General features: G+C 49.0%; 25 protein-coding genes. 8 read left to right on the top strand and 17 right to left on the bottom strand.

Going from position 1 to position 23473, the window contains the following annotated elements; genetic code table 11:
* The first annotated feature begins 3 nt into the window (after window positions 1-3).
* From IEX98_RS00295 to IEX98_RS00265, 7 genes are all read left to right on the top strand, one after another.
* Window positions 4-567, top strand: coding sequence for a PRD domain-containing protein (locus IEX98_RS00295; RefSeq protein WP_188886958.1), 564 nt, complete (start codon window positions 4-6; stop codon window positions 565-567).
* Between the two features lie 53 nt (window positions 568-620).
* Complete coding sequence (locus IEX98_RS00290) at window positions 621-1130, top strand: PTS sugar transporter subunit IIA (RefSeq protein ID WP_188886957.1); 510 nt, start codon at window positions 621-623, stop codon at window positions 1128-1130.
* A gap of 34 nt (window positions 1131-1164) precedes the next feature.
* Window positions 1165-2613, top strand: coding sequence for a PTS transporter subunit EIIC (locus IEX98_RS00285; protein WP_188887900.1), 1449 nt, complete (start codon window positions 1165-1167; stop codon window positions 2611-2613).
* Window positions 2614-2643: 30 nt separating this feature from the next.
* Window positions 2644-2919 (top strand): HPr family phosphocarrier protein, encoded by a 276-nt coding sequence (locus tag IEX98_RS00280; RefSeq protein ID WP_188886956.1) that lies wholly within the window; start codon window positions 2644-2646, stop codon window positions 2917-2919.
* A gap of 66 nt (window positions 2920-2985) precedes the next feature.
* Window positions 2986-3246 carry a hypothetical protein gene (locus IEX98_RS00275; protein WP_188886955.1) on the top strand — a complete coding sequence of 87 codons (261 nt, stop codon included), beginning with the start codon at window positions 2986-2988 and terminating at the stop codon, window positions 3244-3246.
* Window positions 3243-3632 (top strand): retropepsin-like aspartic protease, encoded by a 390-nt coding sequence (locus IEX98_RS00270; protein ID WP_188886954.1) that lies wholly within the window; start codon window positions 3243-3245, stop codon window positions 3630-3632. Before IEX98_RS00275 ends, IEX98_RS00270 begins: the two co-directional genes overlap by 4 nt.
* Before the next feature lie 131 nt (window positions 3633-3763).
* Window positions 3764-4012 (top strand): hypothetical protein, encoded by a 249-nt coding sequence (locus tag IEX98_RS00265; RefSeq protein ID WP_188886953.1) that lies wholly within the window; start codon window positions 3764-3766, stop codon window positions 4010-4012.
* 126 nt (window positions 4013-4138) lie between these two features.
* Here IEX98_RS00265 and IEX98_RS00260 read toward each other — a convergent pair whose 3' ends face one another.
* From IEX98_RS00260 to IEX98_RS00250, 3 genes are all read right to left on the bottom strand, one after another.
* Window positions 4139-4363 carry a helix-turn-helix domain-containing protein gene (locus tag IEX98_RS00260; RefSeq protein WP_006040330.1) on the bottom strand — a complete coding sequence of 75 codons (225 nt, stop codon included), beginning with the start codon at window positions 4361-4363 and terminating at the stop codon, window positions 4139-4141.
* A gap of 376 nt (window positions 4364-4739) precedes the next feature.
* Window positions 4740-5387: a class D sortase gene (locus IEX98_RS00255; RefSeq protein ID WP_188886952.1), complete on the bottom strand. Its 648-nt coding sequence runs from the start codon at window positions 5385-5387 to the stop codon at window positions 4740-4742.
* 144 nt (window positions 5388-5531) lie between these two features.
* Window positions 5532-6335, bottom strand: a complete 804-nt coding sequence (locus IEX98_RS00250) for a YhcN/YlaJ family sporulation lipoprotein (protein ID WP_188886951.1) — start codon at window positions 6333-6335, stop codon at window positions 5532-5534.
* A gap of 190 nt (window positions 6336-6525) precedes the next feature.
* Between IEX98_RS00250 and IEX98_RS00245 the strand changes: the two genes are divergently transcribed.
* Window positions 6526-7548 carry a ketoacyl-ACP synthase III gene (locus tag IEX98_RS00245; RefSeq protein ID WP_188886950.1) on the top strand — a complete coding sequence of 341 codons (1023 nt, stop codon included), beginning with the start codon at window positions 6526-6528 and terminating at the stop codon, window positions 7546-7548.
* 2 nt (window positions 7549-7550) lie between these two features.
* Here the strand turns inward: IEX98_RS00245 and IEX98_RS00240 are convergent, their stop codons facing one another.
* The 14 genes from IEX98_RS00240 to IEX98_RS00175 all read right to left on the bottom strand — a co-directional run bounded on the left by IEX98_RS00240 (window position 7551) and on the right by IEX98_RS00175 (window position 23417).
* Window positions 7551-8687 carry a CgeB family protein gene (locus tag IEX98_RS00240; RefSeq protein ID WP_229691914.1) on the bottom strand — a complete coding sequence of 379 codons (1137 nt, stop codon included), beginning with the start codon at window positions 8685-8687 and terminating at the stop codon, window positions 7551-7553.
* Window positions 8688-8909: 222 nt separating this feature from the next.
* A complete protein-coding gene (locus IEX98_RS00235) occupies window positions 8910-9191 on the bottom strand; it encodes a hypothetical protein (RefSeq protein WP_188886949.1) in 282 nt (93 codons plus the stop codon).
* A 30-nt stretch (window positions 9192-9221) separates the two neighbouring features.
* Window positions 9222-9515 carry a hypothetical protein gene (locus tag IEX98_RS00230; protein WP_188886948.1) on the bottom strand — a complete coding sequence of 98 codons (294 nt, stop codon included), beginning with the start codon at window positions 9513-9515 and terminating at the stop codon, window positions 9222-9224.
* A complete protein-coding gene (locus IEX98_RS00225; protein WP_188886947.1) occupies window positions 9512-9832 on the bottom strand; it encodes a restriction endonuclease subunit S in 321 nt (106 codons plus the stop codon). The genes IEX98_RS00230 and IEX98_RS00225 overlap by 4 nt, the downstream gene beginning before the upstream one ends.
* Window positions 9833-9860: 28 nt before the next feature.
* On the bottom strand, window positions 9861-10148 hold the full coding sequence (locus IEX98_RS00220) for a nucleoside-diphosphate sugar epimerase (protein WP_188886946.1): 288 nt from the start codon (window positions 10146-10148) through the stop codon (window positions 9861-9863).
* A gap of 70 nt (window positions 10149-10218) precedes the next feature.
* A complete protein-coding gene (locus IEX98_RS00215) occupies window positions 10219-11589 on the bottom strand; it encodes a glycosyltransferase family 2 protein (protein ID WP_188886945.1) in 1371 nt (456 codons plus the stop codon).
* Window positions 11590-11607: 18 nt separating this feature from the next.
* Window positions 11608-12330 carry a sugar phosphate nucleotidyltransferase gene (locus tag IEX98_RS00210; protein ID WP_188886944.1) on the bottom strand — a complete coding sequence of 241 codons (723 nt, stop codon included), beginning with the start codon at window positions 12328-12330 and terminating at the stop codon, window positions 11608-11610.
* 60 nt (window positions 12331-12390) lie between these two features.
* Window positions 12391-13173: a glycosyltransferase family 2 protein gene (locus IEX98_RS00205; RefSeq protein WP_188886943.1), complete on the bottom strand. Its 783-nt coding sequence runs from the start codon at window positions 13171-13173 to the stop codon at window positions 12391-12393.
* Between the two features lie 299 nt (window positions 13174-13472).
* A complete protein-coding gene (locus tag IEX98_RS00200; protein ID WP_188886942.1) occupies window positions 13473-15962 on the bottom strand; it encodes a glycoside hydrolase family 38 N-terminal domain-containing protein in 2490 nt (829 codons plus the stop codon).
* A 233-nt stretch (window positions 15963-16195) separates the two neighbouring features.
* Window positions 16196-18022 (bottom strand): sensor histidine kinase, encoded by a 1827-nt coding sequence (locus IEX98_RS00195; RefSeq protein WP_188886941.1) that lies wholly within the window; start codon window positions 18020-18022, stop codon window positions 16196-16198.
* Window positions 18009-19628, bottom strand: coding sequence for a response regulator (locus IEX98_RS00190; RefSeq protein ID WP_188886940.1), 1620 nt, complete (start codon window positions 19626-19628; stop codon window positions 18009-18011). Before IEX98_RS00190 ends, IEX98_RS00195 begins: the two co-directional genes overlap by 14 nt.
* A 116-nt stretch (window positions 19629-19744) precedes the next feature.
* Complete coding sequence (locus tag IEX98_RS00185; RefSeq protein WP_188886939.1) at window positions 19745-21502, bottom strand: hypothetical protein; 1758 nt, start codon at window positions 21500-21502, stop codon at window positions 19745-19747.
* Window positions 21503-21575: 73 nt separating this feature from the next.
* Window positions 21576-22454: a carbohydrate ABC transporter permease gene (locus IEX98_RS00180; protein WP_229691913.1), complete on the bottom strand. Its 879-nt coding sequence runs from the start codon at window positions 22452-22454 to the stop codon at window positions 21576-21578.
* A gap of 27 nt (window positions 22455-22481) precedes the next feature.
* A complete protein-coding gene (locus IEX98_RS00175; protein ID WP_188886937.1) occupies window positions 22482-23417 on the bottom strand; it encodes an ABC transporter permease subunit in 936 nt (311 codons plus the stop codon).
* Window positions 23418-23473 lie beyond the last annotated feature (56 nt).

The raw sequence follows: 23473 nt of genomic DNA, 5'->3' as shown, positions 1-23473 counted from the left end.
ATCATGGCAGGTGCTTTTCGGATAGAACGCGTCATTGGCAACAATGTTCTATTAACGGTTGACAGTCAGACAGAGAGAGAATATGTACTCGTCGGCAAGGGCCTCGGTTTTACTGCTAAAAGCGGTATGTTAATCGATGGCAAGGATCCAAAAATAGAGAAGAAATTCCGTCTTGACGATACCGAGCAAGTTCAGCATTTCCAGTCTCTGCTGGAGGATATCGATCCCGCCATTATTCGGATTACGGAGCAGACCGTTCAGCAAATCAAACAGCGGACCGGAGCTGCAGTCAGTCCTAAAGTGTACTTCGCCCTGCCAAGCCACATTCAATTCGCCGTCTTTCGGCTGCGAAACGGTATGGACATCGTTAATCCCCTGTTAAATGAAACAAAAAGAAGCTTTCCTATTGAATTTGATATCGCTTGCCAGTTGGCTGAATGGATCAATGAACAGTTTGAAGTAGATATTCCTGAAGACGAAATCGGCTTTTTAACCTTTCATATCTATTCCGCTATTTACAACGTTCCGGTAGGACAACTGGTCAAGCAGACCGAGCAGAATTCATGAGAGCGGTATCATCATAGAATCGACATCTGGGGAGCAAGGAGGAACCACTGGGCATGCTAACCAAGTTTTTCAAAAAAAGAGGAGCGGATACAGACGCCGTTGAAATCCGCTCGCCGCTGACAGGATCTGTCATCCCGCTCGCAAATGTTCCGGATGAGGCCTTTGCAGGCATGCATATGGGAGCCGGAATTGCGATCATGCCTGCCGATGGCAAGCTCATTGCACCATTTGACGGAACGGTTGCTCATCTGATCTATACGCATCATGCGATCGTCATCGAGCATCCGTCCGGACTGCAGCTTCTTATTCACTTGGGAATCAACACCGTTGCCTTGAATGGGGAATGTTTCAACGTCCACGTTCAAACCGGCGATGCTTTCCTGGAGGGTCAGACGCTGATTGAATTCGATTCCGCAGCGATCGCCGAGGCAGGCTTCTCAATCGTTTGTCCAATCGTTATCGCAAACGAAGAGGAAGTCAAGCAGCTCGATATCGTAGTGGAGTCCCAGGATTATGTGACGGCAGGCAGGGACAGTCTCCTAAGCGCCGTAATGAACATATAGACGGATACCCGAGCGGCTCGAGGAGAGGATTATGATGCTCGCTTTTTTGCAAAAGATCGGCAAGTCTTTAATGCTGCCTGTCGCGGCCCTGCCGGCTGCGGCATTGCTGCAGCGCTTTGGCAAGATCGACTATGTGAAAGATTTCGGAATGGGCAGTACTGGCAGCTGGCTGAATCAGTATGTTGCCCCTTTCCTCGAGGCCGGCGGATCTGCCATTTTCGACCATTTGCCGCTTATTTTTGCTGTCGGCATTGCCATCGGCTTGGCGGGCGATGCAGTTGCAGCCTTGGCTGCCGTCATCGCCTATCAAGTGATGGTTACCGTACAAGCTAAGGTACCCCTTGTATTCAGCGGTATTGTAGGTGCCGATACTGAACTCAATATGGGGGTGATGGGCGGCATAATCGCCGGTTTTATCGCCTCTTATTTGTACAACCGCTTTCATCGCATTCGATTGCCGGACTGGCTTGGTTTCTTCAGCGGCAAAAGATTCGTCCCCATTATTACTTCCCTTGTAATGGTCGTAGTCGCTATTGCACTTGGCCTCGTGTGGGGACCGGTGCAAAACGGCTTTGACACTATGGGCAACCATGTCGTCGCTCTTAACGGTATCGGCGCCTTTATATTCGGCGTAGCGAACCGGCTGTTAATTCCGTTTGGTCTTCACCATGTGCTCAATTCCATTGCCTGGTTCCAAATCGGCAGCTTTACCGATGAGACAGGCCGTATCGTCAATGGCGATCTATGGCGTTTTTTTGCCGGAGACAAGACGGCGGGCATGTTTATGACCGGCTTTTTCCCCATCATGATGTTTGCACTGCCAGCAGGAGCTCTAGCTATCATTCATACCGCCAAGCCCGCCAAACGGAAAATGATCGCATCCGTCTTCATCGGCACGGCCTTCGCTTCCTTTCTGACCGGTATTACCGAACCGCTTGAATTTGCTTTTATGTTCACCGCTCCCGTGCTGTACGGCCTTCATGCTCTAATGATGGGCCTATCCGGCTATATTATGATGGAGCTTGGCGTCAAGCATGGCTTTGGCTTCTCTGCTGGTTTTATCGATTATGTGATCAATTTTCAATTGGCGACAAAGCCGCTGCTGATTATTCCTGTTGGACTCGCTTTTGCCGTCGTTTACTACTTTCTGTTCCGGTTCGCTATTCTTAAGTTCAATCTCAAAACGCCGGGCCGTGAGGATGACGACATTGCCGATGTCACCCCTGCCGATGGAACCTTACCTGAAGCCGACAGCGAGCTTGACCGTATTATGGCGGCTCTTGGCGGGGCTTCCAACATAACCGGCATCGATGCCTGCATCACCCGGCTGCGTCTCGTCGTCACGAATGAAAAAGCAGTTGATGACAAGCAGTTGAGGGCGCTTGGAGCAGCAGGCATTATCCGGCTTGGCGGAGGGGCCGTGCAAATTGTGTTTGGAACCCGATCAGAGACGATAAAAGATGATATTATGAAGCTGCTGTAGCGATGAGCTTTAGGAAAAGGAGCGGAAACCATGCAACATGACTACATAATTCGAAATCCGCTGGGCATTCATGCAAGACCTGCCCGCAAAATCGTTGAGGCGGCAAAAGGCTACCCTTGCTCCATTACACTCGTGAAAGAGGGACGGAGCTTCAACGCCAGAAGCCTCGTACATATTCTCTCCATAGGCGCCAAATTCGGCGACACCATTACTGTAATGGCCGAAGGTGACCAGGCGGATGCGGCCATAGCCGCTATCGGCTCGCTGCTTGTCAAAGTCGAAGGCTTGGGGGAAAAGGAACGGTAGATGAAGCGCTGTTAAAATTTTGTATATGTTATAATACAAATAAAGCGTTCAAGCGAGGTGAAGCCGATGAAATGGGAAGAAATCGCGCAACTGCATCCGAGCCGCTTTGTGTTAGTGGAGGCGATTAGGGCGAGTTCCAACAACGGATTACGAAATCTTGAAGATATGGCAGTTATTCAAGATTATGACGATCCTAAAGAAGCCTGGAGCGGTTATAAGTATTTTCACAAAATGTCTCCAATGCGTGAATTATACGTTTTTCACACCAGCAGAACCGATGTAGAGGTTGTCGAAGAATTGTTCTCTGGTGTACGGCAACGCGTATGAAAATTCGTCTTCATAACGGCTTACCCATCGTCTCTTTAACCTTAACGTATAATAACCAATCTGTACTATTGCCTAATGTACTGTTCGATACAGGATGTGCGGCAACTGTGTTTGATACAGATTTGCTTGCCCCGATTGGCATCCACATTGATTTTATTCACGGCAGAGCCAAACGAATGTATGGAATAGGCGGAACCAGCGAAATTTGTTACGAACAAATCATTCCACATCTGACAGTTGATCATGTCCATTTAGGATCATTTCCTATACAGCTCGGATCAGTAGAAGAACCTTATGGATTTGATGGCATATTGGGCATTGATTTCATGATGGAAGCTAATTTAAAAGCTGACTTTGAGTCTATGCAAATTCATTACTCCACTTAGCCATTATTTTTACTATATGAGGTGATATACCTGCCCTTATTTCATGAACGAAACATCACGCTCTGCCCGTAGAAGTTTCATCCCTTGATGCTGCTGCGGGCTGAGCCTTTTTCCAAGGGAGCGTGATGATTATGAAACCTTATCGAACAAATCGAAAGCAAGCCTATATTCGCCATCACAGAAGGCGAATCATTCAACGCAAAAAGCTGCTCACCTTACAGCTTGGTTGGGTTGTCAAACATACTGGCAGCTTAGCCAAAGGAAAAATCCATTGTTCCTGCTGGTGGTGCAGCCAAAAGACATACCGCCTAGGCTATTCAAAATCAGAGCAAACAAGAATAATAAACGGTGAGCAACAGCTGCAGGATACAGATTTCTGATTAATCCTTCCCAAACAAAAACAAAAACGCGAAAGAGGCAGCATGGACGACTATGCTGTCTCTTTCGCGTTATAGTTAGGTGCTTTGAAATGGTTAAACAACAAGGATGGAGAGGATTTATATATGTTAGATTTGTAACTCCCCAAGCTTGATCAGCTCGACAACCGCTTGCGAACGACCTTTTACGTTCAATTTCTGCATGACATTCGAAATATGGTTGCGAACGGTTTTCTCGCTGATGAACAATTGCTGTGCAATGTCTCTCGTTGTTTTGTCCTGCACCAGCAGCTCGAATACCTCGCGTTCACGATGAGTCAATAAAAACTTGCTCTTATGGTCGCTACCCTTCAAAGTTTGTCACCCCTCCTTGCTCGGGTTTTTATGGTTTAACAAGGTTAAGGGATACAGTCAACTTATAGTATGAAGGGGCTGTTGCAATGGTGCTGTATGCGGGGAAAATGGGCGCTGAACGAGGCTGTTGTGAGGTTCGTTTCCGATAATTTGACAAGGAAGCGTTTCCGGTAGCGAATGAGGGGATTGTTGTCTTCACGGTTTAGTCATGGTTTTGACAAGCATTCGACAAATACATTTAATATTGAATTAAGGTTTGCTGATTAAAATAAAGATATCAACCCCACAGTTGATACCATTCTAGGACAGACCCGCAGCCATGCGGGTCAATGGACAGTCTGTCAGGTCGCCACCGGCCTGCAGACCGTCCATTTTTTTATTCCTGAAGCTTCGCATGAATAATGAGCCGATGCGTCGATTTGCCAAGCGGCGTGCATGTAATGAGCGTCAGCAGCTTATCCTTCTTGTTATAATTTAGAACGGATACGTCGGTCGGATTCACGACAGTGGTCTGATATACCTTATATGTAAATGTCTTGTTTTGCTGTGTGATCGTTATTTTATCTCCGACTTTGACCTCGTTCAGCCGATTAAACAATCTGCCCTTCGTTTTGGCCCGGTGCGCCGCAATGGCTGCATTACCGATCTCTCCGATGGCTGCCGTCTCCTTAAGATGAGCGGCACCATACTTCATGTTATGCTGTGTAGCCCCTTCCAGTATCGGAAGTTTAACTTTAATGGACGGAATAGAGATCGTTCCGATTGTCTCCAGTTCAGGCTCTTCTTTCTTTGGCGCTTCGCTTGCCATCGGCTCTGTGTTTGTATCTGTGTTCGCTTGATCGAACAAATCGTTAAGCTGCGCATAGCGGTCAATGACGTTATTTTCCGCTGTTTCATCCAAGCTTTGCTGCTCCCATTGCTCCATTAGCTTGTCCTGCTGCCAATTCGCATACCACTCGCTTCCTTTGGGGTAAGCTAAAACCAATATGCCAACTATAATTAAAAAATAGGATAATTTTCGCATGTAATAAGACCCGCCTTCCATAACAATCCGTCATATAACACTTTAATGGAATCGTCATGACCGGTCAATAATGAACTGGAAAATACTACACAAATAAAATAAAAACCGGCTGCATCTATGATGCAGCCGGAAAAAGCGATTAGATTAACGATTATCGTCATAAATCAGATTATCGTTTTTGTAGGTCTTGCTTTGCATGCCTTTATACGCATTGTTCCGGTACTGATTGTTTGTGTTGATCCGAGCTGCGTTTGCCGGGAATAACCGTTCCGCCATGGCGTTGAACTCCGCTACAAAGCCTTGGATCGGATGACCTAGTTTCACATCGTTTGCGTAGCTGTTCATACGGGTTACGAAATCCGGATTAGCGGATACGTAGACGTTTTTAACGTTCGGGTGCAATTTTTTCACTTCATCGGCAACGTCTTGCTTCAATTTGGCTGTCAGAGCGGTTTCGCCCGTCGACATTGCACTATATTTCTTATGGGTCTCAGCCACCGGATTGTTTGACGTATAGCCCATATGGGTACGGCTTAAAGCTTTTGGGCTCGTCTTGTTGAAATGATCCTCAAACGATACCGCTACATAAGCATTGTCATCCGTCAATAAAACGTGAGACGATTTCACAGTGCCTAATTTGGTAATGCGGTCCGCGATTTCCTGACTCATTTCCATTTTATAATTTTTATGACTGCCTACGATGTTATTGCTGTTAAGCCGGCGTCCATCGATGCGGTTCATTTCATTCATTTGATCGTTGGCGAATCGTTTTGCCGTATAATTGCCGTTCATTCCGGTATTCGAAATAATGTTTCCATTCGCATCATAACGAACGCTGTTTGGCCGAATATTGCGGTTGCCCAAATCACCTTGGTTCGTTGCACAGCCGGCTAACATCGCCGTTACTGCAATACTTGCCGCCGACAATAAAATAAAGGGTTTACGCATAATTTTCGCATTCCTCCGCATTCAAATTTGGTCAGCCTAGGCTCTTTGCACCCTCTTATAGCCTTCACGGATGAGGGTTCAGCTATTCGAAAGAGCCTTGACAACTTATATGAAGAGGAGTATTTTATTATCAAGTCTTAGTATCAGGTACTAATAATATTTCAAATTTGAAATTAAGGGAGTGTTACCGATGACACAAGTCCTCAACCAAACGCAAACGCTTCGTTCGAATGCTGCCATTACTGCAATTGGATCCTATATTCCCGATCGTATACTTAGCAATGCTGATTTAGAAAAAATGGTGGAGACCTCTGATGAATGGATCGTTCAGCGCACCGGCATCCGCGAGCGCCGGATTTCAGCCGAGCTGCAATTTACAAGCGATTTATGCATTGAAGCGGTTCGTGACATGGCAAGCCGTTATGCTGTCGATCTATCCAGCGTCGATTATATTATCGTCGCCACCTCTACTCCTGATTCATTCGTGCCAAGTGTTGCATCGCGCATACAGGATGCCTTCGGCATCGAAAATTGCGGCACTGTCGATATTCAAGCAGCCTGCGCAGGCTTTACTGCTGCTATCCAGCTCGCCAACGGCCTGCTGCTGTCAGGCGTATACCGTAAAATCATTGTTTTAGGCGCAGAAACCTTGTCTAAAGTAACGGACTACACTGATCGCACTACATGTATCTTGTTCGGTGACGGTGCTGGCGCTTTCTTGATGGAAGCCGTTGCTGATACGACGAACACAGGCGGCAGTCTGATTGCCGCAAGCTCAAGCACGGAAGGATCGGGCGGCCATCTGCTTTATCGCAGCAGCTTGTCCCCCACCATCAATAGCCAGGAAATTATCGCAACGAGCAATCTGGTGCAGAACGGCCGGGAAGTTTATCGTTGGGCGATCAGCCAGGTAGCTGCCGGAGTCCATGATCTTATCGACAAAAGCGGCCTCTCGGCCGCTCAAATCGACTGGTTCGTGCCTCACAACGCCAACCAGCGTATTATTGACGCACTGTGCGACAAAACCGGCATCTCTCCCGACAAAGCGCTTAGCAGCATCGCCAAATACGGCAATACATCGGCTGCGTCGATACCGCTTGCTATTGATGATGCCGTAAGTGAAAATAAAATCCAAACGGGCGACACCATGCTTCTGTACGGTTTTGGCGGCGGGTTAACACAGGTAGGCGTCATACTCCGCTGGTCGCTGTAATTTTAATTAACGGGAATCGAATGAGGAAACAATACGGACAGCATGGTGTGAATCCGGTTCGCATACGTATGCTCCCGCAGCGTGCGCCACATGCCCCGGATAGCGATCTCTCGCCGCTCCTGCTCATGATGCAAATAATAATCCAGTTTCTCAATAAGATCCTGTGGCGACGTATACGTGACGATTTCAGAGCCAGGCGTATAGAAGGAAGCAAGGTCATCCCTGACATCACATAGTTGCAAGACAGCGCAAGCGGCGATCTCGAAGGTACGTGGATTTGGTGAAGCCGCCGTAATCGCCAGCTTGTTCCGGTTGAAATCCGGGTCATCATGCGCACGATGCATATTGATTACGATCTTTGAGGCGTTATAAGCGAGGGAAGTGCCATTCGGGTCCATCCAGTTGCCGAGCTTGATTTTATCGCGCAGCAAATCGAATTTATCCAGCCGGTCCCACCATATGCCGGAGATGAGCGTGTTACGAGTAGCCAGATATTGCGCCGCGCCGTTGAAGAAGCGAACCCGGTTCATATAGGCCGAGCCGATAAAGCTAATCTCCTTCCGGCTGGACATTTCGGGATTTATCGGATGGTATTGCTCAGGTGAAGCGCAGAATGGCAAATAATGAACCGATGGACAGCCGATTTGCCGGTACAGTTCGACGCAGTTCCGCTCCAGCGTAAAAACGACATCATAATGAGGCACAAGCGTGACGCTCATATCGGTGTAATAAGGATCATCTGTCATCCAAATCGCCGTCCGGATGCCCGCTTCCTTCATCGCAATCACTTGCTTGATATCAAACTGCAAGCCGTCCAGAACGATGACGATATCCGGTCTTACTTGCAATGCGATTTCGGCAACCGGCTGCTCAGCATTGACGATGGTTAGCTTGGCGACCATTTGGGATAGCGTAGAACCTACAGCCTCATCAAGGGGAGAGTAAGGGAAGCCTTTCCCCGTCTCGACAAACATAACGTGCTGTGGCCATACGGCCGAAATCTTCTGAATACTGTTGCGTACCGCATCACATTGTCCATACCAGTAGCCGTGGTCATAGCCGGTTCGGAAACCGTCCGCCTGCCCGACTTCCAATGAATTTTCCGTAAGCCTTCTTCGCGAAGGCGATTTTTTAGCCACAATCGACAGCTCCTTCGTTATCCCGGCCATTTGCCGCTTGTTCAGATGCTCTTCATTCCTATCAGTATATGCCTGGCCTGTCAGTCGCACATCGTCACCTATCACGGTCGATAAAAATTGGCGTTGGCCCTTTCTGAGCTAATGGAATTGTAAAAAAAGAGTCCAGTTCCCTATCCGCGTGTTCATCGAACCGGGATTAGAAACTGGACTCTTCTTCTTTTCTTATGGAGCTTGTTCATAGGCCAACTGGTGGCCATCCTCAAACCCCTTTGCAAATCCGGCGTGATAGCCGTCATTGTACGTCTGATTAAAGCCCTCCAAATACGTCCCGGACGGCGGTGCCGCAATTCTCCTCCGGCTGGACGCTTTTCGTCTGGATAAGCTGCTCTTGCCACTCTTCCTGCCGGATACGCGTTTTCTTAGCGGCGAGCGCACTCCTTTACGGGTGCGTATCTTGCGTTTCGTCCGGCGTTTGCGGATGACGGAGCCCCGCTTCTTCTTCATCTTGTTCGCCTCCCGTCGATGATGGCTTTTTCATTGACGTGTCTTGTCATCCGAATGCAATTGCGTGTTCAGCCAAGGGGGAGCCGGTTCACCGGTTTTTCTTGTACTTCGCCGCAGCGGCCACCCGGTAACTGCTCCCGCCATCGACTCCTGCAATTGGGTCAGCAGCCTCACGTTTTCCCCGATATGCTTTGCCGCCTCAGGCGACCAGTCGGTAAAATCTGCAACTGTACTGAGAATACGGGATAAAGCATGCTGGCTCTTCGCGATTGAAGCGATTAGCTCCAGCTTTACCTCTCGCTCTGCGATGTCAAGGCGGCTCAATCGGAACCTCCGTATCCGCCGTAATCCATGGAATCATCATCATTGGAATCTTGAGGCAATACGGCGCGGAGTATTGAAACAATTCCCTGGCTCATTTTGTTGACGCCATCCAGCACTTCGATAATCTGATCATGCATCAGAATAGACTGCTTTAGCTGCAAATGATCGCCGTTAAAAGAATCTGCTGTAATATGGTTGCAGATCCAGTTGCGCGCTTTCTCTGCTTCCTCTGCTTTTGCTTCCAGCATAATCGCGACGTTCCACTGCATGTTGGCGGTTGCGCCAAGCATGCGCATGTAAGCCTGCTCACGATCCACCGCTTTCCGCCTCCTTCGCCGCTTCTAATTACTCTTCATCTTCGGCGCTCAGCTCGCGAAGCATGAACGTCAACTGAGAGGCCAGCGTTTCTTCCAAGTCAGCAATGCTATTCAAATAGGAAACCACGCTTCCGAGTACGGCTTGCGAATTCGAAAGCAGTCCTTCCGTGCCTCCAAAATTAGGCTGCTGGTCGGGAATTGCTTTTACTACCTCAGCCATACGGACCGCTACATCGCGCTTGGACTCTACAATTCTTGCCATCTGACTATGCGAATGCGATAAGTGTGCCATGATCTCCGTTACGAGATGCTGCATGGCCTTCCCTCCGTTCTGCCTGAGCCTTTCGTAACAGCATATGCGCTATTCAGAAAGCTGATACTACACTTTACAATCGCTGGCGAAGCTTCACTGGCGAGATCAAGGGAAGTCCATCCGGCATATCAGCCAGCTGCTCGCGCGTAATTGCAGCTATCGGCCGCTCATGGAGCACCCAAGCCTTAGCGGCTGTTTCAGTAACGATGCGCCTTTTGGAGCCATGTTCAATATAATAGAGAAAACCATCAAGACCACTTGCTACTTTCCCATGCTGATCAAGGCCTTGCGCAGTCTCCTGTACGCCTAGCCATCTCGCGCTTGCTTCCTGCTCGCTCAACGTTTCGCCAATCGTCCACCGCTTCATGTTAACCTGTGACAGACGGATAACAGGACCCGGCCACTCCCCTTCAATGGGTCTGCGATGGCCATTTTCGATCCAATAGACGGTCTCGCCAGTCCCTTGCACCGCAACGCCCTCCGGGTAGAAGGATGCTTCGCCCCGTTCCGGATGCTGGGTGCCGCCCTGCAGCGTCCCGCTTCGCAATTGATGGATCCACTCGTACGGATTGCTCCATTTATTCATATAGAACACCATATTGCGATTGTTCACTTCTGCCAGCTGGTCGCCTAGCGCTTTCATACTGACACTCCCGAAATGGTGAATAAAGCAGTCCCGGGCAATGACCAATGAATAGCCTTGCATGCGGACCCGAACGTTATAGTCATCGTCCTCAAAGTTGCCAATCTCGAAGCCTTCGTCCAAGTAGCCGACTTTCTCCCACAGCTCTCTGCGGAACAACAGGCAAAAACCTGGAAGACGATCGATAGGCTGCCATTTCTTCGGATCGGAAACGTTGTTCATTCTAGCAAACTCCGGCATGTCGGCGACATCGTGATAGGGGACGCTGATCTGCTGATCACCGCTAATATAGTTGGTAACCGGCCCTACCATTCCGATATGCGGATCACTGTTCAAGCAGGCCATCAAATTTTCCAGCCAGTTTTCCGTCACGAGCGTATCATTATTCAAGACGAGCATCGTCGTCCCTTTGGCCATCATCATCCCTCTATTGACCGCGCCCGCAAACCCGTAATTTTCGGATAAAATGCGATAGCGCACCTGCCCGCCAAGACTGCTCAAATAAGCGGCCGATTCATCGGTTGAAGCATTATCTACTACGATAATCTCATAGGGAAGCTCCGTATTTTCGGCGATGCTTTCCAAGCAAGACTTTAAGTAGCCGACTTGATTGTAGCTGGGAATAATGATGCTTGTTCCTTCAAACAGCGATTCGTAACAGCTGTATCCGCTTTGCAGTCCTTGATTGTAGCCCGCTTCCATTCCAGCCTGATAACCGCTGGCAGCCGGCCTTCGCGTTCTTGCCGTCGAACGTGAGGCTCTGGATTTGAGACGGCGGACACGCCGCAGCTTTCGTCTCATCGCGCTGATCTCTCCTGTCTACTCATATTTCCCCGATAGCTGGGAGGCAGCCTCTTGCAAGGATTCGAACGTACCTGCATCCGTCCACCAGCCCGTCAGCTTGCGATAAGTCAACAGACCGGCTTTCGCGTAAATATTGTTCAAATCTGTAATTTCCAGTTCGCCCCTGCCAGACGGCGTAATTTGTTCGATTAATTTAAATACATGCGAGTCGTACATATAGATGCCCGTAACGCAAAGATCGCTTTTCGGCTCTTTCGGCTTCTCGTCGATTCGCTCAATAATGCCAGAGGAATGAAATGACGGTATACCATACCGTTCCGGGTCGTTTACCTGCTTCAGCAGCACCATCGCTCCGCCAGGCTGCAGCGCATAGCTTTCAACGTAAGGCCGCAGCTCCTCCTCGAATAAATTGTCACCAAGCAGCACGACGAATTTCTCTCCCTCTGCGATAAAGGGGCGAGCCAGCTGCAGCGCATCCGCAATGCCGCCAGCTTCCTCTTGGACGCGGTACGTAATGGAGACGCCAAATGACGAGCCGCTGCCCAAATATTGCGCGAACATGCCCAGAGCATGTCTCCCCGTCACGAGTAAAATATCTTGGATGCCGGCCTTCTTCAAGCTGTTGATACCATAAAAAATCATAGGATGCTTGCCCACCGGGAGCATATGTTTATTCATTAGCGAGGTAAGCGGCATTAACCGCGTCCCCGTTCCCCCGGCCAAAATAACTGCCTTCACTGATGGATTGCCTCCGTTCACGGGTAAGATCGAAGCAGATTCGGCGCGTACCGATAGCGGTCAAAATATCATTTCGCGATTTCGAAAAAGATCCTTGTAGCCGCCCCGCTCATCCGTCTGGGAGATGAGCCAATGCACAGCTTCCAGATGGTCGCCGATGATCAGCCGCTCTAGCGGATTATGCTTCTCCCTCCGCCGTCTCGGCTTGTTGATCTTGCCGACGTTGACGGGATAGACAGCCGCAACGTTAAGCCCATGCTTGACCGCTTTTGCATGTGCGAGCGGCGGCACAGACAAGGCTTCTGCGCCTATCGCCTGCAAGCAGCGCCGGCTGATCGCATGAGGCACTGCGGTAAACGATACGCCTTTCAAATCAGGCCTTTGCAGTACCGCATTCAAAGCATGCTTCGCTAATACGACGCTATGGACGACTTGCTTGCGGACGGGACCTGAATAGTCATTCAACGCCGCATCAACGCCCCCCATCACCGAACGTATAAATGGACGAAGCTTGGCGGCCGGTATGACCATATCTCCGTCTATGAATAACAAAATATCTCCCTTTGCCGCCGAGGCGCCTACGCTTCTTCCCACGTCATGTCCCAGCGGTTTTGCGAATTGCAGCACCTTTGCCCCCATCCGCGATGCAATCGCCGCGGAGCCGTCCGTCGAACCATTGGCCACGACGATTATTTCGGTACGAGGATGGACGCGGGCGGCTTCCCGTATGACGCGGCGGATCGTAGCCCGTTCATTCATCACCGGAATAATGACCGATACGAGCGGTTGCGCGTCAGTAGCCGGGACCGGTGCTGTATCCTTATTGCGGCTTGCCCGTTTCATCCGCTTCAATCACCTCGAAATTTTCCCTGCAAGGGTATAGTTCTATAAGGAATTACATCACATTGTATGTGTCTCTCTAACTAGCGCAACGGCAAATGTACAACTCCCATGATGCTTGCCCAACCTTTTATTCCATTAAGATAATGATAGGCTTGCAAAACAAATCAAACAGCCCGTTTCCGAGGGAAAACGGACTGTTTGGCTGACAAGCTGTTGATAGACTTCGATGTAATAAGAGAAGGCTGCCGAAACGTTCTCGGCAGCCTTCTCAATTTTAACTATATTTTCAGGATTGCGAATTAGAGCCCTTCGCATAAGGAAGCTTCTTCAAGCGTCCGAGATGCCCGGCGCAGCACAAACGTCTTAATTTCGAAGCCGTTCAAGCGCACTTCCTTGGCGATATTCAGCGAAGGAATCTCGATGATAGTCGAGCGTTCCGAACCGGTTGGCTCGAACAAACGAATCATATAATCATCACCTTGCTCCTCTTTCTTCAAGGCGCTCATCTGAACGACATCATCTTTTAGTTGGATGAAGGAGCCTGGCAGCTCTCCGTCGCCCGAAGGGAAGAAGGACAGCGCATAAGGACGTTCGTTTTTCACCATGGCCTCGCGGTCCACGTTCTCCAGCCGGTCGTTCCGCTCTCCGCCGTTCAGCCAGAACGTATAGCTTCTCTCGCCCTGATCGATCCGCGGAAGGAAACGGTCCTGCACCATAATCGGCAAATCTCCGATCGGATGCGCACAATAGCCCGCTCCGCGAAGCAGCGAGAAGCGCATCTCGCCATCGCGGAAATCCGAGCCATAGATGCCGTTGTTAATGCAAGTAACTGCAAGTCCGCCGCCTGTCTCATGGCCCGCCGTCTCTTCAGCCGAAACCCAGCGCTGCGCAACCGTCTCTGTCCCATCCGTCGCCAGCTCGTTGATGCCGAAGGCCGTCTGTCCACGGTAAACACCGTTTGTAAGCGTCGTTGGCACCGACAGCTTGAGCATTTTGTCCTTCTCATTCCAGTACACTCTTAGCTGCACTTCGATTTCCGTACCGTTCTTCGGCAGCTTGTAGGTCTGGCAAATGAAAGAGTCCTTGTAGCCGAATACAGCCTCGATAACGGTCCGTACTTCCCCGTCTTCAATGACTCGCACGGATGGGAGCAGTGCGCCCTTAACGCCCGAGAAATCCGTTCCCCGGCCGGGATCAAGCAGCGAGAACGACCCGATGACTTGATTAAATGAATTCGTATCCATACGCCAAGGGTCTTCGTTATCCTGAATAACGAGCGGAAGGAAAGCACCCTTCTGCAGCAGGGAAACACCATCCACCGTATACTCATCCATCAATCCGGTGCTGCTGTTAATAACGACGCGCAGCCTGGAATTCTCAAACGTATAGCGTCCTCCCTCTTCTTTGAGCTGCGGAGCCGGCTTGCTGCCGAGCATTTCAATGCGGCAGTCGAAGCGATTCATCGAAGACGGTTCAAGCACAGCTTCAAAGACGACTCGCTTGCGCCAGTCGAGATTGAGGTTGCTTAGCTCCTTCTCTGGCTGGGAGGCCAGACGAACGCCATTACGGTATGCCACTGGAAGCGAAAACTCCGCTGCCCAGTTTTGATCCTCCAGCATGAATTCACATTCCACCGTGTGCTTCACCGGATAAGGATGCGGATTGTAGACCAGTACCGGATATTCCTTCAAGGCAGCCTTTGGCTGTCCCGCCGACAATGCGAAGAACGCCCGTGTACGAAGCCGCGCGGCAATCTCGAGTCCATGCTCCAATTGGCGGAGCGACGCTTCCTCAGCCGGTTGAATCGACGTGCCTGGCAAAATATCATGGAACTGCGCCGTCATCAAATCACACACCGCTTCATGCAGGTCCGCCTTCGGATACGTCAGCAACCCTTGCGCTTCTGCAGCGGCCAGCATTTTCTCGGTCATGAACAGCTCGTTCTCCAGCTGGCGATGCTTCTGCTTCACCCGGATCATCGACGTATAGCAGCCGACAAACCGCGGATTCAGGTCGCCGGCAAATTCCGGAAGCGACTTGCGCTCCTTCAATTCAGCGAAATACTGCTCTGGCGTCGAATGCGAAATTTCAATGTCAGACGTCTCTTTCATCAGCTCGCCGATCGCATTCAGATCGATACGGGAAGGGCCGCCGCCATGATTGCCTACTCCCCATAGAAGCAAGCCGATATCCTTTTTCGGGTTTTCATCCAGCCATTTGCTGATTTTCTCATGCGCTTTCCCGAGTAAAGAGGAATAGCTGTCGGCAACTTTATGCGCCATCACCTTGGAATCATTAAACCCGCTCCAGACGAAGTCGTGAGCCGGCAGCTGCGGCAGATTTTCCGGACGGTAGAATACATAGGAATCATAGCCGGCCTGCTGCATAATTTGCACAAGTCCGCGCGTATGGCCAAAGGAATCAAAGTTGATGGCTGTCGTTGGTCTCACGCCGAACTTTTCATAGAAATAAGAGCGCCCCAACAAAATCTGGCGGACAAAGGACTCTCCCGAAGGCATATTGCAATCCGGCTGCAAATACCAGCCGCCCATGATATGCCATTTGCCGAGCTTTACAAGCTCTTGGATTCTCTTGAACAACGAAGGCTCGTATTCTTCCACCCATTTATACAAAATAACTTCGTTATGATTGAATATATAACCGTCGTATTCCTCGCAAAAATCGGCTGCTGCGCGGAACGTGGATACGGCCGCCGCGGCGCCCTCTTCCCATTCCCACTGCCATACCGGGTCCAAATGCGCGTTGCTGAGCAAATGCAGCTTTCTCATTTCGTCTCCCCCTGTCTCTTATATCCGTCTGTTCCATTCATTCAAATACACAAAGCTAAAGTTAGTATAAAAAAGCGCAGTCCGAAAACCCATAGATATATCTATGACTTTATGTACTATTCCACACTTTTCATCAAAAAACGGAATGATAACATAAAAAAACAAGAGGTTCCTCACGGATTCCTCTTGTTTATTACTTTCTTGATACTTGTAAATACGCAGCCATTTCCGTGTTATTTGACGGCAGGAACGCGAATAACGACGGTCGTTCCTCTTTCCGGCTCGCTATGAATCGACATGCCGTAGCTGACATCGTACTGCGTCTTAATTCTCCGGTTGACGTTGGCCAGCCCGATGCTGCCTTGCCGGGAAGCATTGACCGGCAAATTCATTTTCAGAAACGCGCGGAGTTCTTCCGCCTTCTCCGGCTTCATTCCTTTACCGTTATCAGCTACGGAAATATACAAGTCTTCCTCCAGCTTCTCTACCGATATCGTGATGCTGCCCTTATAGCTAATGGAGCTCATGCCGTGTACAAACGCATTTTCCACGATTGGCTGAAGGATGAACCGTATAATTTTGTAGGATAGCAGTTGCTCCGGAACGTCGAATTTGACGTCAACGCCTTCCCCATAGCGGATGTTCATAATTTTAAGATAGTTTTCCAGGTAGGCCAGCTCTTCCTGAAGCGTCGTAAACAGTGAATTTTCTTTATAAATGGATCGCAGCATATTGCCAAGTGTCGTGATTGCGTCCACAATGCCAGGTTCCTTGCGAACCATGGCAATCCATTTGATCGTATTAAGCGCGTTGTACAAAAAATGCGGATTGATTTGAAACTGAAGCGCTTCCATCTCGAGCTGCCTTTTTTCGGCTTCAATCTTCTTGTTCTCTTCCATCAAATCTTCCAGACTTAGCGACATTTTGTTGAACCGTCTGCCGATAATGCCCAGCTCTGTACTTGGCGTTTCGTCCAGCACGACGCCCATCTTGCCCATCTCCATTTCCCGCATCGCATGAACGAGATAGGAGAACGGCCTAGTAATCCGATAAATCCAGTATACGGATAATAAGAAAGCGAGCACGATGCTGATCGCCATCAATAGACTTATATTTTTTTTCAAAATTGATGTATTTCGGATAAACTCCGTTTCCAGCGTTTCATTAATCAGGAGCCAGCCTGTTCCTTGTATCCGGTAATAGGTAATTTGTTTCGTTTGTCCATCGCTGCTTGCTGCAAAGCTGCCGAATTGCCGGTCACGATCAATGGATGAGGCATATTGAACGGTGGAACCGATTGATCCGGCATCCAGACTCGACACGATATGGCCCTCATCGTTAATCAAATATTGCGAGCCTTTATTGTTCCAGTCGCCGGTATAGATCGTGCCGAAATCCGACTGCTTCATATTGATGACCAGCACAGCCGACTTGCTGCTGCTTCCGAACAGGTTCAAATTACGGGCCATCGTCATAAGCGGCTCCTGTTTCATGAAGGCATACGTCCGGTCCGCGGTATTGAATAAGGAGAAATCATAATCTCCATTCCATGTAAATCCGGAGCGCTTAGCCGTTATGCTGTCGTATAATTCGGAAGCGAAAAAAGGGACATCCTCTTTCCTTGTCGTGTACCAGCTGTTGCTGCCTGTTGTCGAAAGCGCTTCTCCGCTCAGACAGTATAACGACAGCGAATAAGTGTAAGGATAGGTGCCTAGAATGCTGTCGAACGTTTTGATAACCTCATTGGCCAATATAACCCGTTCCGCATTATTCGGGCTGCTAGGATAGTCTAGAAAGCTCTGAATATCCTTGTTCGTCGTAAGCAGCTCCGCTACCTTTTCCATTTGATCGCGGACATTGTGTACGTTGTACTCCGCTTGGCGGAATTGCCGGATGACGAGCTCCTCCGACTGATTTTTAAGAATCGATAAAACGCTGCTGTAGATGACATAGGAAAACACCGTTATGATGCACAGGATCATAATGAGAAAAGAAGCGGTCAGCTGTGTCTTCAATTTGAGATTGAAGTTCCGGTCGGTAAAAATTTTAATGATCTTCATTGGCATCCACTCTCCGGTACAGCACCTTTTTCTTACGGAATTCAAGCGGAGATATGCCGGTCATTTTTTTGAAAATACGGCTGAAATAAGCACTGTCGGGGACCCCGACATTTTCGGCTACCTCGTACGTTTTCAGCGTCGTATTCAGCAGCAGATCCTTCGCTTTCTCAATCCGGTAATCCGTCATATATTCCGTCAGGTTCCGCCCCATGCTTTTTTTGAACAGCAGACTCAAGTAGTTCGGGCTAAGCTGTACATATTCCGAAATGTCCTTCAGTGAAATATCCTCATCGTAATGCTGATGAATATAGTGAACAGCCTTTTCCACTTCCTGGCTGACCGTCTTGATCATATCTTTCATTTTCGCCGCCTCAGCGAGCTCCTGCTCCCATGCTTCTACACAAGCTTCCATCGTATAGCCCGCATTAATCCGCTCGAGGCCCGACAGCTCCAGCAATTCTGCATGCTCCTTAGGAATGCCGAGATAAGCGAACATCCAGTTCAGCATATCGATGAAAAAACGCCGCCATTCCGATTCATTATGAATCGGCTGCTCCAGTCTGCGGCTCATCTCGGCCTGCAGATCCTTGCAATAAAGCTCGCCCAAGCCTTTCCAGACATCGCAAGTCAACAGCATTCTCCGCTTCCAATACGGCTCCGGACTCCTCTGCTCACGATGGGAGGCGAACTGAATAGAGGAATCGATGAAAAAGCGGTTTTCCAGCATTGATTTGCATTCCTCGTACATACTCCGCATTGACGACCAATTCTCGTTCACTGTGCTGACGCCCATAAACACTGGAATGTCGAGATAGGCGTTCATCGCGCGCTGCACATGAGCGAACACTTCGCTGATTTTATCGTAAATTTGCTCATCCGGCAGCTCTGCCGGGTAGGAAAATACGATCAAATACCGGTTATCGCTGTCATGCCAAGCTTCCCCTGCATGGTGATTATTCAATATTTCGTCCAAAATGTTGGAGATCGTAAAATGAATGAGCTCGCCCCGCTCATCATTGAACCGCTTTAACAGACGCGAGTACTGATTGGTCTCCAGCAGCGCGAGTCCAATTTTCCCCGTTTGGATACGGCCGTCCAATTGCTTTAAGGCAGCTTCAAAACCGCCTGAAGAGTGTACGCCATAAAAAATATTGTCCTTAATAAGCTTTCCTTTGAGCATCTTCATCGTGAGCGGATGATTCAAAGGACCGGGAATGACCGGCTTGCGGGTTGATAGCTCCTGACGAACCGTCTCCAGCACCTTGCCCATTTCCTCAAGTGACATCGTTAATTTCAGCATATAGCCGGATACATTAAGTCCTGCGGCCCTGCGCGCATACTCGAATTCCTCAATGCAGGACAAAATCAATATTTTAATATCCGAATTAACGGCACGTACGGTAGAGATCAGCTCCAAACCGTCCATAACCGGCATCTTCAAGTCCGTAATAATTAAATCGAGCTCATGGCTTCGGAACAGCTCCAGCGCTTCTTGTCCGTTGGAGACATCAGCCACAACCTCCATCTCATATTGGTGCCAAGGGATTGAATTTTTCAGTCCTACTCGTACGAGCAGCTCATCCTCTACTATCATTACTTTATACAAGAGATTCACCGCCTCGTTGATGTCCCCAATATATTACCATGCTCATTCGTAAAAATGAACGAAAAGACCAGCCTGCTCCACGGGAACAGGCCGGCAATTTCGCACAGCGGAAAAGATTATTTTGCGTTTGCTGTAAGCTCTTTGTACGTTTGGAGACCTTGCTCGTAGGATTGTTTCCAGAAAGCGTCAACTTCCTCGAAGCCCGCTTTGTTGATCATCTCCATAATACGGTCCTTTTGTTTTTGGAACGCTTCATCGTCTTTCGTCATAACCGCTTTCGGAATTTCGCGGATGAGAATTTGCTCGATGTTGCTTTCTTTCTTCGCCAGCTCCTCGTCGCCTTGCGGCTGCAGTGCAGGCATTGCCGGAATGTAGGCGTCGCTAAGTTTTTTCGCTTTGCCCTGCTGAACCAGCTTATCCCATGCGTCGCCCGGGTAGGTGCCGCCATAATATTCGCTGTATTCCTTATCCAGAGGCGTAAGCTTCGTTGTAATAAATTTATCGGATCTTCTCAGGTCGACATAACCGCCGTCCTTCGGATCGATCGCGCTGCCGCCAAGACCGCTCAATTTGCCATACAGGCCGATACCTGTTTTGGCTGCAAAGTTCGTATCTGTCGTCATTTCTTTAATGACTTCGTCTTTCAGCTCAGGCTTGCCGTCTTCCAGATCCCAGTGCTGGCCTTCAACACCGCTGGTCAACAGTCGTGCGCCTTCATACGTACGGAAGTAATTCAGGAATTCCATCGCACGCGCAGGGTCTTTACAGCTTTTTGTAATGATGACCCACGGGTCGTTATCGCCAACGATCGATTGCAGAGCGTAAGCTTGAGATGTTGCTCCGTCAACGACTTGAGCGACAAAGCCTTTGTCTTCTTGCCCTTTTGCCTTAAAGTACGCGTTCGCACCATCCAGCTCCCAGCCCATATGAAGCGTCAGCAATTGTCCGGATTTCAGCTTGGCTTGATAGTCGCTGTACTTTTGCGTAAAGGCGTCCATATCCAAAATACCTGCGCGGAACGCTTTGTTGTAGAACTCCACGCCTCTCCAGAGCGGACCGTCTGCTGCAAAACGGTGTACATACGAGCCATCTGGCTTCGTAACGGTGTTTTTCGTGTTTTCCGTCCAGCCCTCCGCATAAATAAACGGAACGTGATACATCCACAGACCCCAATCGGTCCAACCGGATAAGCCGTATACTTTCTTGCCTTCATCGGTTTTCGGATGCTTCTTCAATTCTTCCGCCAGCATCGGAATCATATCATCATAGGATTTCAGCTCCGGGTAACCGGCTTCCTTATAATAATCCCATCTCGTAAACCAGCCGATCCATGGCGAATAGTTGATATACTCCTTCGCGTCAGATACGACGTTGTAGGGGATAAAGTAGTATTCGCCATCCGTATTGCCGAGACGCTTGTTAATGACGTCCAGAGCAGATTGAAAATTCATAATATCAGGGCCATTGCTTTTCAAAAGCTCTTTCAGCGGCATCGCAAGCTTGCCGTTCATAGCCGCTCTGCCTTGCTCAGGCGGAACGATCATAATGTCGGGAAGGTCGCCGCCAGCAAGCATGACGTTAATCTTCTCGGGATCACTGCTAATAATGTCCATCGTCACGCCAAGCTTTTTCTTGATTTCATCCGCAACAGGGTTCTTTTGAATACCCGGCGCTCCGGACGAGAACAATTGGTCCGTGCTGATCTTAAGCGTAATTGGCGCTTTTCCGCCCGTCGATGCCGGGTCGGTCGTCGCCGAGTTTTGATTGCCCGGCTGATTCGTTCCGGCTGTGTTTCCGCTGCATGCGGACAGCAGCAGCGTCAAACTAAGCGTTGTCGTGAGCAGCGCAGCAAACGTGAACTTTCTTTTTTTCATGTCTATCATCCCCTCTTTATATTTATTTCTTATATACAACCTTTAGCAAGGCGGCATATCGCAGTTTGGGAAGCTATCCTTTGATCGCGCCCATCATAATTCCTTTTACAAAGTAACGCTGCATAAACGGATATACGAGCAGAATCGGCAGCGCGACGAGCATCGTAGTCGACATTTTGATCGATTCCGGCGTCAACACGATATTTTGCGCGTTTTTCGTAATGCTGGAAGCATCCATCGTCGCCAGCGCATTTGCTGAATTTAAGTATTCATACAAAATCAGCTGCAGCGTTTTTAAGCTTTGATTTTGAACCAGAAAGTAATTGTCCATCCAAGTATTCCACTGATTCACCGCTGCAAAAATCGCCACGGTTGCAACAATCGGCTTGCAGAGCGGAAATACGATGGACCAGAACAAGGTGAGGAAGCCGGCGCCATCCATCATCGCCGACTCTTCAAGCGCAGCCGGCAGCTGCTCAATATAGGTTTTGATGAGAATAACAAAATAACCGGAAATCGCAGTAGGCAGCACATACAACAGAAAGTTGTTGTTCAGATTAAGCATCTTCATCGTAATATACCAAGGAATAAGACCCGCATTAATGTAGAGCGTGACAACGAGCAGCCGGTATACGACCTTGCGCAGCATCATTTCCCGTTTGCTTAGCAAATAAGAGAAAAAACTGCAGCAGATGACGGTAAGCGTCGTGCCAATCACCGTCCGCGCAACCGAGACGAAGAAGGAATTAGTCATATAGGGCAATTTCAAAATACTTTGATACGTTGTGAAATCCAGACCCGCCGGCTTCAAGAAAATGCCTTGCGCCACCTTCGCCGGATCACTGATGGAATAGATAAGCACGTAATAAAAGGGATAGATGCAAATAATGACACATAACGCCAATAATGAATAGTTGATAATATCGAATGTCCGATTTTTTGCTATCAGCATGCCAGAGCAGCTCCTTTCCATAGAACCTTAAATCAGGCTGTCACCGCGTAATTTTTTAGAAATTTTATTAACCGAGAACAGCAGAATAATGCTGATTGCCGTCTTGAATATGCCAACTGCCGTAGCGTAAGGATAATCCCCGACAATGACGCCCATCCGATAGGCATAATAGTCCAGCACTTCTATTTTTCCAGCTATCAATGGATTATAGAATACGAAATACTGATCGAACGAGCTGGACAGCATGTTGCTTATGTTCAGCAGCGTAAGCACGAGGAAAGTCGGCAAAACGCCCGGAATCGTAATATGCCAAATTGTACGCAGTCGGCTGGCTCCGTCAACTCTGGCAGCGTCATACAGTTCCGAATCAATGCCGGCAATGGCAGCAATATAGATGATGGCGTTCCATCCTAATGTTTTCCAAATGGTAAGGAAGGTTTGGAACATCCAGGTTGAGCTCTCGTGAGCCATTGGCTGAACGGTATAGTCGAACCCAAGCTTGCCAAGCGCCATATTGATGAGGCCTTCGCCGGAGAAGAAAGCAAAAGCCAGCGAGTAAACGAGTACCCAGCTAATGAAGTTGGGCAGCGTAGAGAAGGTTTGGACAAATTTCTTGTACTTCCCTGACGAAACCTCGTTGACCATGATGGCAAATACGATGGCTAGCGGCGAGAACAATAGATTCAGCAGGTTCATAGCTAACGTATTAATGAAAGCGTTGACCAAATCGGAGGAGGAAGTAAATATTTCTTTAAAATGCTCCAATCCGACAAATGGCGTGGCTGACAGCGGAATGCCCGGCTTATAGTCAAAAAAGGCGTAAACCCAGCCATATACGGGGAAGTAGTTGAATACGAGCATGCAGACGACGAACGGAATGGATAACAGGAACAATAGCTTGCCATCCCTGCTGATTTTTTTCTTTTTGACCGGCTGCGATTGACTAACTGTAAGCGATGTCATGCTGGCGTTTCTCCTCTCTATTTCTTTATAGCAACATTATATTTCAGCCTTCCGGC

The organism is Paenibacillus radicis (ex Gao et al. 2016) (genome assembly GCF_014641555.1).
Taxonomy (GTDB): domain Bacteria; phylum Bacillota; class Bacilli; order Paenibacillales; family Paenibacillaceae; genus Pristimantibacillus; species Pristimantibacillus radicis.
This window is presented reverse-complemented; position numbering and strand designations above follow the sequence as displayed.